Origin of the sequence: Roseivirga sp. (assembly GCF_965216855.1) — a bacterium.
Classification (GTDB): domain Bacteria; phylum Bacteroidota; class Bacteroidia; order Cytophagales; family Cyclobacteriaceae; genus Roseivirga.
The window spans coordinates 3,726,169-3,737,905 of sequence record NZ_OZ244204.1 but is presented as its reverse complement, the minus strand read 5'-3'; the positions used below and the strand labels follow the sequence as shown (position 1 = coordinate 3,737,905).

Here is an 11,737-nt window from a genome sequence, read left to right as displayed (position 1 = left end):
CAATTAATTAATAGTGACACTTTGCACATTCCAAACCACCGATATCGGCCACTTTCATTGGTGTAGCAGAGTTCTTATTGTGTAGCTCTACCAGCTTATCATAGTAACCATTACCCTGAGTATTCAGGCTGGTATTTCTATGACAGTCGATACACCATCCCATAGTAAGTGGTGCATGTTGTTTTACCACTTCCATTTCCTGGATTTCTCCGTGACATGTCTGACATTCAATCTCCCCTACCTTCACGTGTTGTGAGTGGTTGAAGTAAGCCAGGTCGGGCAGGTTGTGAATTCTTACCCACTCAATTGGCTCACCGCTATCCTGAGCTGCATAAAGCTTCTGGATTTCAGGAGAGTCAGTTTTAATAGAGCTGTGACAGTTCATACAAATGTTCACTGAAGGAATGTTGGCAGACTTACCAATCTCTACTCCTGTGTGACAGTACTGACAGGCAATTTCATATTGACCTGCGTGAATTTTATGAGAGAAAGCAATTGGCTGCTTTGGCTGATAGCCTTGTTGTACACCGATAGTATACAAACCATCAATCACGTTTTTAGCAGCAAGTGCAATTACCAGGAAGGTAATAATTCCAATAACAGTCGGGCTTTTGAAGAAGGCCATCAGGCTGAATGACTCATTCACCACATCTTCATCTGCCTCATCAAGATCTTTTTTGTCCTGAAGATATCTTTTCAGTACTCCGATGATCAATGCCAATACAGCAAGGATCAACAACAGTACAACCACCAGAGCACCTACAATAATATTAAGGTATGAAGCAGGCACACCAGTTCCTCCACCAGCAGCATCGGCATCGCCTGTTGCGGCCGCAGCTGTGTCAGCTACAGGAGGATTCTCTTCACGGTCTCTTACATAAGCCAGGATGGACATGATCTGAGAATCTTCCAGATCGTAAGCGGCCATGATGGTTTTGTTGTACTCATTGAAAAGAGCATTGGCCTGTGCATCTCCTGATGCAATCAGTGCCTGGGAGTTTTTAACCCATTTGTAAATCCAGTCAATGTCTCTTCTGTCGTAAACTCCTGCCAAAGCCGGACCTACGAGTTTAGATTCAACCCTATGACAGGTATTACACTGATACTCATTGAAAAGCTGCTCTCCCTGAGAAATGATTTCAGGATCGGTTGGAACAGCATCTCTCTGGGCGAAAACCTGGTTCCCAGAAAAAACAAAACAGCATACGATGAGGCATGCTGTCGCATAACGGACAATGGTTGTTTTAGCTACCATGTAAAGTCTATTTTTAATCACAGATTGTCTCAGTTGTAGAAACACGTGGCAAAGGTAGCATCGGACATCCTTATTTCAAACTAATTTTTCCAAGTCAAAACTTAATTACAGCACCCTGAAAATCAATCATAACTCACTGATTAACTGTTTTTTATACATTAGACTAAGCCTACTTATTTTATTTAGAATCAATATAAATAGCAAGACAAAAGGAACCGAATGAAACCTTTTGAATTGCCCGTTTTCGAACTGTAAGCACAGCCATATAATCAAAGGTTTTTTGCAAAATATTTCACAAGGTGAAAATCAGAGACGGCTGGAAATAGCTTTTCAGAACTACGGTTTAAAGCAGGGAATTGAATGCTTTTACCTGATCAATACTCGGTTGAAGAGACCTCTGCAATACGCCATTCATTTGGTCACAGCTTGCACAAGACTTTCCTTTCATATGCCAGGCAAAAAAGTATGATGGTAGTGTTATGAAACAAAAAAAGCACCCAGGAAGGGTGCTTTTGTATGAGGCGCTGAGCGGATTCGAACCGCTGTACAAGGTTTTGCAGACCTCTGCCTAGCCACTCGGCCACAGCGCCATATTTTCGAAGCGCAAATTTAGAGATATTCACCAATTGCACCAACAAAACATGAACTAAGTCAAATAAAAAAAGCATCCCTGTTACGGGATGCTTTTCATTTATCTATTAAGAATTACTCTTCAGTTGATTCTTCTGCCTCATCAGCAGCGTCTTCTTTCTCAGAAGCTTTCTTTTTTGCCTCAGCAGCTTTCTTCTCGTTAGCTTTCTTGGTGTTATCTTCCATTTCAGCTTTCAATGCAGAAAGTGCATCAAGATCACCTAAAGTAGCTGACTCAACAGGAGCCATTTTCACTTTAGCCCCGCCACCAGTGCTCTTCTTCTTAGGAGCAGGCTTCTCAGCAGCCTGAGGGTTGTGAATGTTAGTGTGAGACATTACGATTCTCTTATCGTCTTTAGAGAACTCTACTACAGCGAAGTCAAGGGTCTCTCCTACTTCAACCATAGAACCATCTTCTTTCTTCAGGTTTCTGTTAGTAGCAACACCTTCAAGACCGTAAGGCAATTCAAGTGTAGCACCTTTATCGTTTTTAGAGATTACAGTACTCTTGTGTACCGATCCTGGAGTAAATACGGTTTCGAAAGTATCCCAAGGATTCTCTTCCAACTGCTTGTGACCCAGGGCCAATCTTCTGTTTTCGATATCCAATTCAAGTACCTGAACTTCAAGCTCATCACCTACCTTAACAAACTCAGATGGGTGCTTGATTTTCTTAGTCCATGAAAGATCAGAAACGTGAACCAAACCATCGATACCTTCTTCCAGCTCGATGAACAGACCGAAGTTGGTCAGGTTTCTCACGATACCAGTGTGGTTAGTACCAACACCATATTTGGTCAATACGTCAGACTTGGTCCATGGATCTTCAGTCAATTGCTTGATACCCAAAGACATTTTTCTTTCTTCTCTGTCAAGTGTCAATACAACAGCTTCCAGCTCATCGCCAATGCTGATGAAGTCCTGAGGATTTCTCAGGTGCTGAGACCAAGACATTTCAGAAACGTGAATCAGACCTTCAACACCAGGCAGAAGCTCAAGGAATGCACCGTAGTCAGCTACGTTTACAATAGTACCTTTTACTTTAGAACCTACCTCGATCGCTGATTCCAGTTTATCCCAAGGGTGCTCAGTCAATTGCTTCATACCCAATGAGATTCTCTTCTTATCATCATCGAAGTCAAGAACAACAACATTCACTTTCTCGTCAAGGCTCAATACCTCAGACGGATCGTTGATTCTACCCCATGAGATATCGGTAATGTGAAGCAGACCATCTACACCACCCAGGTCGATGAATACACCGAAGTTGGTCATGTTTTTGATCACACCTTCCAGTACCTGACCTTTTTCAAGGTTCTCAAGGATTTCAGCTTTTTGCTGCTCAAGATCTTTCTCGATCAATACTTTGTGAGATACTACAACGTTGTCGTTAGAGTAGTTGATTTTCACAACTTTTACCTCCATTTTCTTACCTACGAAAACATCGAAGTCTCTGATTGGCTTCACATCAATCTGAGAACCTGGCAAGAATGATTCTACACCGTAGATATCCACGATCAAACCACCTTTAGTTCTTCTCTTCACGAAGCCTTCAATTACTTTATCGTTATCTAGTGCATCCTGGATCAACTCCCATGCTCTAACGATTTTGGCTTTTCTTCTTGAAAGTACAAGCTGACCAAGAGCGTTTTCCTGCTCCTCGATATATACTTCAATCTGGTCACCTACTTTAAGATCTGGAGTATCTCTGAATTCAGAGGCACTTACCAATCCGTCTGACTTGTAACCAATGTTCAACACCACGTCTCTGTCACCGATAGAAACTACAGTAGCCATAATGGTCTGCTTTTCTTCGATAGAGTTCAGGGTGTCTTCATACATTGAAGCCAACTCTTCTTTTTTCTTTTTAGAGTAGCCTTCACCAAAACCTTTGGTTTCGAAATCTTCCCAGTTGAAATCTTCTGGTTTAGATGCAGCTTTTGGTGATGATTTTTCTGCAGTTTCTTTTTTCTCTTCAGAAGCAGGCGCTTCTTCTACTGCAACTTCTGCTTGAGGAGTAGTTTGTTCTTCTACTGCCTCAGGTGCTTTTTGTTCTTCTGACATGATATTACGCTCTGTGATTACTCCTATCGCTACCCAGAGCGCTTAGCGAAGGATTTTTCATTCAACATTTCCGGTGAACCGGAACCGCTTCGTCCGAAACGGACTGCAAAGGTAAACATTTATTTGAAAATGGAATAGATTGGGTAGATGATAATGTGGGAAAGGGAAGACGGAAGACAGAAGACAGAAGACGGAAGACTGGAGGTGGAAGCTAGAAGACGGGAGACGGGAGACCGAGGATGGAAGCTAATCTAAATTCTTTAGCTTTGCGGCTTAAACGCTAAGCCATGTCAGATATGCAGCCTTGCCCTCAGTGCGGATCTCCCTACGGATACCCTACCGACTTTTTAATGATGTGTCCGGAATGCGGACATGAGTGGAAACCCGGAGAAGAACAGGTAGAAGAAGCTGCCAATATTATCAAAGACGCTAATGGCAATGAGCTGGCGGATGGTGACTCGGTGGTGGTGATTAAAGACCTGCCGGTTAAAGGGGCTCCTAAACCCATCAAGGCCGGCACCAAGGTAAAGAACATCAGACTGACGGAAGGCGACCATAATATCGACTGCAAAATTGATGGCTTTGGCTCCATGGCACTGAAGTCTGAGTTTGTGAGGAAGGCTTGAAGCGGAGAAGACGGAAGACGGAAGACCGGTGACGGAAGATGGAAGTGTTGAGGCCCAAAGAGGCTCTCAGCGAAACGTTAAGACTAGGGGCAAGGAGACAGAAAAGATCATCACCAACTTCATTGACCTTATAATCAGCGACTTTAAGCCTAAAAGGCATACCTATAAAAAACCAGCTTCGTTTCAAGATGGCTCTTTATTTATTCGAATATCGGTTTCCACCTTAACCAATATACCACTGCCTTGCCAAATAAGTAGTTGCAATGATCATGATCAGTGATGCAATTATGTAGACCCAAAAGCCATTGTTACTAGCTTTACTTACACTACGATATTCCTCAAATATATCTTCATGCTTACCTCCTAAATAGACCAGCGAATAATTAAAGATTCCAATTATTAAGAACATAATCAAAACATACCCCTTATTGGTCTTACCTAAAAAAGAATAGAAGTAATCTAAAAGAAAGAAAATCGACAAAATATTTATAGCCATTAATAAAGTCGATAAACAAAAAGAATAAATGCCTGGATCAGAATCTCTCTTAGAATAAAAATCATAGATCACAAAATTCAAATAACTAATCCAGTTCATTGCTTATTCCAAAAATCATTTCCTATTTTCCCTAACAAATATTTTCCTCCGAAGTATATTCCAGAGGCTATCCATCCACCTCCGGGGATAAACCCTACTCCTCCCATAATCAGGTCTAAACCACCTTCTCCAAAAAGACTCTTCCTCGCTAAGACCAACCAATCTTAGAAGTCTTCAAACTAGTGGAGGCTGAACCTAAAGTTAATAACATTAAGCTATCTTAAGAGGCGACAGCTCAGTTGATGGCTTTGGCTCCATGGCACTCAAGTCGGATTTTTTGAGGAAGGCTAGAAGCAGAGAAGCTGGAAGAAGGAAAACGGAAGTATGGAATCCCAAAAGAGAGTCTCAGCGAGAGGCTAAGACCAGCAATAGGATTTCAAGTACTACTTTTTCAGATTCGTCTCTAGTTCCTTGATCTTCTCAGACTGCTTTTTGATGGTCTTTTTAAGTACATTAACTTCTTTATTCTGCTCAATCACGTAAAGTGTAAGTTCTTCGATTTTCTCCAAAAGCTTCAACTGCATCTCACCAACGTCCTGGCCATTCGCTTCTACCTCTTTTGCGTTAGGGATATTAGGAAGGTGAGAGTTTTCCTTGATGAAGCTTTCAAGCTCTGACAGACTCCTGAGCTCGTAACCTGCCTTGAACACGTAATCCGGCACACTGCCAGGGGTGGCAGTGACTTTGACTTTCTTTGATTCAATATCATTGTCAACTATCATTTTCCCAATAAAACGGCTTGTACCATTTACATCCAGCCTATGTTCAGGTGCTATATTTCCTATTCCAATATTTCCGTCATATGGGTTTATGCTCAAAGCATCTCGAATAAATCCTCTAGGGCTACCCATAGATATTTGGAAAATGTTTGCCGTGGTCGGTGTGTCTTCATTAAAACCAAGGTGCGCGTAGATCAGCTTATTATCCTGGTACATTTCTATTCTTGGATTATCGGCCTCACTTCCCGCATTGTCCGAGTCGGCCTCCAATCTTAGTACGACATCTCCAGTGGCACCACCAAAGATATCCATCATTGATGCAGGTGTAGTAGTACCTATACCCAACCTTCCATTGGACTTCAGGGTCATCAACTCTTGACTGCCGGTTGCATTAACATTTTTGAAAAGTATATCATGGGAATAGGATGACCCTAAAGCCAATGTATGATTGCTGTATATTTCGTTCCCATCTAAAAGGAGGTTTATCATACCATCTCCGATATTTAAACCAGCATTTTCCGGCAAAAACTTTCCACCTAACGTCTCTCCGTGGTTTATATGCAAAATAGATTGGGGAGTACTTAATCCAACCCCTACTTTGCCTGCTGATGAAGATGCCCCAACTGCACCAGAAGGTGTAAACAGTGATTGAGCATAGTTTCTTTCTTGACAAAAAAGATATACTAGCAAAAAGGTAATTAGGGTTATTCTTGTTCTCATGTGGGTTTAGTTTTAATGGTTAAAAATTGAGATTTGTTAAGCTATCAAGATACTCAGTTTCTCCTAAACCGTCCCTTCCCCGGTAAGCTTTTACATAACATGCTCTTATACAACTGCCCCTCGATGCCCGACCAGGCCAAAGCCGCTATAAGTCTATTATGAAAGCAGTTGTCTCTTCTGGTCTTAGCCTCTCCCTCAGATCTGCAGGCCCATTTTAATTCTTGATTTCTAATGCCCTCACCAAGACCTGGCAAATGATGAATCAATGAGTTAAGCTTCTCATGCTCTACAAAAACAAGAATCAAGACATCTTGACAACTTCAAAGCAGAACATCCAGCTACTTCGATAATTCAAAGCCAAGTCTGAATACCCAAGGACCTTTGCGGTTACTTTTGAGCGGATCATGGAAAAGATCATAGAAAATTGTGGTAGCCGCCATCAGCTTTGACCCCACTTTGAACTTCCTACCTACTCCAATCAAACCAGTGGGTTTCCAGATTACATTGGACGACTGATCATTTAAATTCAGTGTTCTGATCTTGGTGTACTCTACATTGGCCTGTAAGAACAGGCTATTCAGTACACTGTAGCGCAGGAAAGCCCGGGTACTCAGCAGGTTTTTATTCCCTTCCAAATCTGATTTCTTCTGGTATAAAACAGCTCCAACCTCCGAACCGGCCACCCATTTTTTATTGATAGGGTACAACAGGGTAAGAGCTCCGTCTACCGAAACGGGTTGTCTGCGATTATACTGTAAATTCCCTCCCAGCTTCAATCTCTTAAAGAGCGACAAGCTGGCATAAGGGTTATGTTTGGGTGGTGCCGACTCTATGCTGGGCATTTGTGGAAACTCAAGTTTAGCCTCCTTTACCTGCAGCTCTGCAAAATCGAGCTTCTCCTGCAAGGTTTTTAAACCTTGCTCTTTCAGCTCCGCTGCCTTTTCTTCCAACAAGTCCTGAACAAAGCCATTGGACTGAAACTTATCTGCCTGCTGCCTGTACCCATCCGGTAAGGGTTTATAGGCCTTTATCTTTTCCAGTTCCTTTTTCATCAGAGCCACTTCCTGGATATGCTCTACTTGTCTAAGCAGTGCTTCATCCCAATTTTCAAATTCCTTTTTATACACCTCAAAGGATGACTGCAGATCCGTAAATCTTTTCTCCAGCCTGTCTAATTCTTTGACATCAAATACATCCAGTACCTTTTGCCTGTCTTTTAAGACTTGTTCGTAACTCTCCAGTTCATTCAGTAAAGTAATGCTTTCCTGCACTTCCTGCCCTACCGGTAATTTTTCTGGTGTCTCTTTCAGATCATTGATTAGCTCTTGCTTGATTTGCTGGATGTAAGTACTGGCAGAGTCTTGAACCTCTATCTTCTCCCGCATATTGAGTGCGACAGAATCTATCTGCTCCATGGAGAAATCCGGAAACTCCTTTTGCAGCTCCTTTCTGGCAGACTTTCTCAGCCTGACCAGTTCCTTTTGAAGTTTTTGATTGTCCTTTTTCAGATCATTGGTAGACACTTCCAAAGACTCACTTTGGGCAAAACTGGTATTGGCCAACACTAAAAGTAATAGCGTAAGGCTCACCCATTTGACCAGTCCATAGCCAGGTAAATCAAAAAGTCTTATCAACCTATGAGAAGAATTAAGGGGCATTGTGTGTATTGTGGTTTTCACTTACTAAAGAAAATAAAACATCTTCAGAGTAAATAGTGAGAAACAGCTTTTATTGATGGATGGTCTCATTGAGAGGCTAAGCCTATGAAGAAGTTGGCACAACATGTACTTTAGAAGATAAGTACCTGCCAAAAGCAAGCGCAAGTTATTGTAGTATACAAGTGAGTGCTAGTGAGGACATTGAAGTCGGAGTTTATGAGGAAGGCTTGAAGCGAAGAAAATGGAAGACCGGGGACGGAAGATGGAAGTATTGAGTCTTTCTTTACTTACAATTGAAAGTATATAAGAGATGGTCTCAACCAGATGCTAAGAATAAGTACGAAACTCTATGTTTTAATAGGTGATTGGTGGGGCTACTTTCACAACCCCCACCTAATTGTGCCTATCTGATTCCCTTTTGTTATTCTCTGCTTCCCTTTTCCGATCTCTGATACGTTTCAATGCAGCAAATAACATAAAACCTAAGCCTATTATAATCAATGGAACCTCCATTCCAAACATATAATCTTCGGCTAAAACAGTCGCCAGAGTAATTAAGGACAGTACAAATATCGATGTACTTACATAATCTCTTTTCATATCAACTTTTAATTTTTAATCCAATTAGAACCATCCCAAGTATAAAAGCCTGCTTCTATTTCACCATTTTCAGCTTTCTCCAATAATTCCTTTGCCTGTCTACCTCGATTCTCTTCTTCCTTTTGTCTGTTTCTATCTTCTTCCGAAAGCCATGGTTTTTCAATTTTATAAAAATCCTTATTAATTCCATATAATGCTGCTGCTTCAGCTAAAAGTGGGTTAAGAGCTCCGAAGAGTTGTCTATCACTTATTTGTTGAACCTCATCATAGTAACCATCTCTAGTAGCAGAAATATAAGCGCGTCTTATTTTTATAAGATCTTCTTCACTTAAAGTTGCCATAGCAACCTCCATTTTCTCTACTAATTCTGGATCAGGTTTAATTCCTAGAGCACTGTACATCTTCAACATGCCCGCCACAGCAGCTACAACCATCCCTGCCTTTTCATTTGCTGTAAAGAATGGCTTTTTAGGATCACCACCATTTCTACCATACTCCCCCCCCTGTAAAAAATTCATCGGCAAACCTAGTTTCAGTCCTGAGCTTACTTCTATCAAAATCAAAGTCATCCCTAAATTCATAAACAGCATACCCTGTAACGCCTACGGCTGTTGCTGCAGTTAAAGCTTCAATTGCTGCAACAAGCCAAGGAATGGCAAAACATGGACATTCTCCAGATGGGTCATAAAAAAGAATTGGATTATTCCAGCCAAATTGATAAGGAGACTTATCTACTTGAAAAATAATATCCGCCAATGGATCCACTCCCATAAACCTACCTAAAGAAGCATCATACCCCCTTGCATTAAAATCATAAACAGCCCAGTCAAAATCAGTCTGCTCTTCATTTCCGTTGAACTTGTACCTATTAGGCTTACTTAAAGGAGCATTGGAAGACAATGCCTGAATATTCATCCCAAAAGGATAATAATGATCTTCCTGTAACACTTTGCTCTTGGTATGGGTAAGCCTGAGGTCGTCAAAATAGACATCATGGGCTGTGTTGCTCTCATTTGATACATAGACATAGATAAAGCCTGCTTCATTGATGGCCCTTTCCAGGTACAGTCTCTGGTGGTCGTTGATGGTATCATTGGTCACCTGAGCAAAGCCTGCATCTACATAGTCAAAGTCCTTATCAAAGAGAATATAGTTCAGATAGGCTCTCGGACTGTTGGCATCCAGTTCATTCTGCCCCACAAAGATATTCCCTGCATTGGCATTGATACTGGAAGTGATATTGGCTGTCTCTGAACCTGCCGGGCTGGCCCCACTGATCAGCCCTATCAAAGCTGACAGCAGGTTGGCTGAGCTTACCGAGTCATTGTCTGTATAGCCTGAGCCGAGGTTTATGGCATTATTTCAAAGGATGTATAATAGTATTTTAAGATAATCAAACCACCAGATAATTGATGGCATTACTATTTTATTTTTCCTTACTATAAAAGGTTATATTTGTCGACAAAGGTATGTTTAACGGCCTTTACAATTACTTTCTATGAAGCTGAGCGAGAAGATTACCAAACCGAAGAAGCTTAATGGGCTGTCACGGGCAGACCTGGTCACGGCCACAGGGATTTCCAAGGATGCCATCTCTAAATACGAGCGTGGGGATACCCCTTCGGTGGAGTATGCCAAAAGGATAGCTGATGCACTGGGGGTCGCGCTGGACTACCACCTGGTCAGCGACTCGGACGAACAGGAAGTGATTGACAGGGAGACCCTGAACAGGGTCAGGGCCATACAGGGTATGCCGGAGCAGGAACAGGACAAGATATTCTCCGTCATCGATGCCCTAATACGTGACTACAAAACCAAACAGGCATATTCTTAAACACTTAAATAAACTGTCATGATAAGGAAGATTCTCTTAACTGTAATCCTGGTTACAACCTGTGCATCCATTCATGCGCAAGAGGAAAAAGATAGCCCTGAAGCAATCATAAAAGAGTTCTTTAGTTTACTTGATGAAAACAAAGCCGAAAGAGCTGTTGAGTATATCTTTTCAAACAATCCTTGGATGAAAGGAGTCAAGTCGATCGAGTCTATAATGAGTGAGCTCAAAGCAAATGTAAATAAGATGGGAGAATTTCATGGAGCACAGCAATTATCAAAAGCTACAGCAGGAAAAGACCTAGTATCCTATTCGTACTTAGCTAAATACAGTAGACAGCCTTTAAGGTTTGTTTTTGCCTTTTACAGACCCGAGGATAAGTGGCAGATTCACTACTTTAAGTATGACGATGAACTAACGGACGAGCTTTTAGAAGCTCTTGCAGTTTATCGACTTAGCGAAAATATAGACTTAGGAGGCTATTAGCTCCCGAGTCTATATTTTAACTAAAAAACATTAAAGAAAGCCCACTTATTAACAAGAGAGCTATTCCTGAAATATGAATTATATGATTTTGCAAGTCTAAGTATCTATTACCCCCCCTTACTTTTTCCTTATTCTGGTCGTTCGTATTTTCTCTTACCTCAAGAATCAAAAAAAACTACCTAATAAAAAAAAACCAAGCCCTAGATAAAATTCCATAACTCGAACTATTTATTGATTATCTTCTTCATTCTTTTCATTTTGCTCATTTACTCGTTCGATCATCCAATTAGAAATATCTTCGGTCAGACTTTTAAGAAATTCTAGTATCTCTTGACTTTCGTCTGTTAGAGCACCATTCTTATTAGCATCTTTCAATATTTTATCAAGACCCCTCTTGCCAAAAACTAAACTTATCAAACCTTGCTCTCCCCACTCAACTAATTGGTCCGTATCTACATTACCTTCTTGAATTATCTCTATCAAATCAACAGAAATTTGGATTCCTGCTCCGGCACCCTCCAGACTCTCTCCTACTGGAACCAATAAGAGA

General features: G+C 41.3%; 10 protein-coding genes and 1 tRNA gene. 3 read left to right on the top strand and 8 right to left on the bottom strand.

The features are described from left to right. Positions 1–7: 7 nt before the first annotated feature. From ACOOEY_RS16485 to rpsA, 3 genes are all read right to left on the bottom strand, one after another. Entirely contained in the window at positions 8–1,255 is a 1,248-nt protein-coding gene (locus tag ACOOEY_RS16485; RefSeq protein WP_420385821.1) for a cytochrome c3 family protein, read from the bottom strand. 519 nt (positions 1,256–1,774) lie between these two features. Next, a tRNA-Cys gene (locus tag ACOOEY_RS16480) sits at positions 1,775–1,845 on the bottom strand. Between the two features lie 115 nt (positions 1,846–1,960). Continuing rightward, the gene (gene rpsA / locus ACOOEY_RS16475) at positions 1,961–3,949 is read right to left on the bottom strand and encodes a 30S ribosomal protein S1 (RefSeq protein ID WP_420385820.1); all 1,989 of its coding nucleotides are present in this window, start codon (positions 3,947–3,949) and stop codon (positions 1,961–1,963) included. Between the two features lie 287 nt (positions 3,950–4,236). Between rpsA and ACOOEY_RS16470 the strand changes: the two genes are divergently transcribed. Then, positions 4,237–4,575, top strand: coding sequence for a zinc ribbon domain-containing protein YjdM (locus ACOOEY_RS16470; protein ID WP_420385819.1), 339 nt, complete (start codon positions 4,237–4,239; stop codon positions 4,573–4,575). Positions 4,576–5,553: 978 nt separating this feature from the next. Here the strand turns inward: ACOOEY_RS16470 and ACOOEY_RS16465 are convergent. From ACOOEY_RS16465 to ACOOEY_RS16450, 4 genes are all read right to left on the bottom strand, one after another. Next, the gene (locus tag ACOOEY_RS16465) at positions 5,554–6,609 is read right to left on the bottom strand and encodes a hypothetical protein (RefSeq protein ID WP_420385818.1); all 1,056 of its coding nucleotides are present in this window, start codon (positions 6,607–6,609) and stop codon (positions 5,554–5,556) included. 338 nt (positions 6,610–6,947) lie between these two features. After that, on the bottom strand, positions 6,948–8,243 hold the full coding sequence (locus tag ACOOEY_RS16460; RefSeq protein ID WP_420385817.1) for a hypothetical protein: 1,296 nt from the start codon (positions 8,241–8,243) through the stop codon (positions 6,948–6,950). A gap of 632 nt (positions 8,244–8,875) precedes the next feature. Then, a complete protein-coding gene (locus ACOOEY_RS16455; RefSeq protein ID WP_420385816.1) occupies positions 8,876–9,385 on the bottom strand; it encodes a hypothetical protein in 510 nt (169 codons plus the stop codon). Further along, positions 9,354–10,157 (bottom strand): RHS repeat domain-containing protein, encoded by an 804-nt coding sequence (locus ACOOEY_RS16450; RefSeq protein ID WP_420385815.1) that lies wholly within the window; start codon positions 10,155–10,157, stop codon positions 9,354–9,356. Before ACOOEY_RS16450 ends, ACOOEY_RS16455 begins: the two co-directional genes overlap by 32 nt. Positions 10,158–10,365: 208 nt before the next feature. On the opposite strand from ACOOEY_RS16450, the gene ACOOEY_RS16445 reads away from it, so the two are divergent. Continuing rightward, complete coding sequence (locus ACOOEY_RS16445; RefSeq protein ID WP_420385814.1) at positions 10,366–10,701, top strand: helix-turn-helix domain-containing protein; 336 nt, start codon at positions 10,366–10,368, stop codon at positions 10,699–10,701. A gap of 18 nt (positions 10,702–10,719) precedes the next feature. Next, the gene (locus tag ACOOEY_RS16440; RefSeq protein WP_420385813.1) at positions 10,720–11,187 is read left to right on the top strand and encodes a hypothetical protein; all 468 of its coding nucleotides are present in this window, start codon (positions 10,720–10,722) and stop codon (positions 11,185–11,187) included. Positions 11,188–11,415: 228 nt separating this feature from the next. Here the strand turns inward: ACOOEY_RS16440 and ACOOEY_RS16435 are convergent, their stop codons facing one another. Continuing rightward, a complete protein-coding gene (locus ACOOEY_RS16435; protein ID WP_420385812.1) occupies positions 11,416–11,730 on the bottom strand; it encodes a hypothetical protein in 315 nt (104 codons plus the stop codon). Positions 11,731–11,737 lie beyond the last annotated feature (7 nt).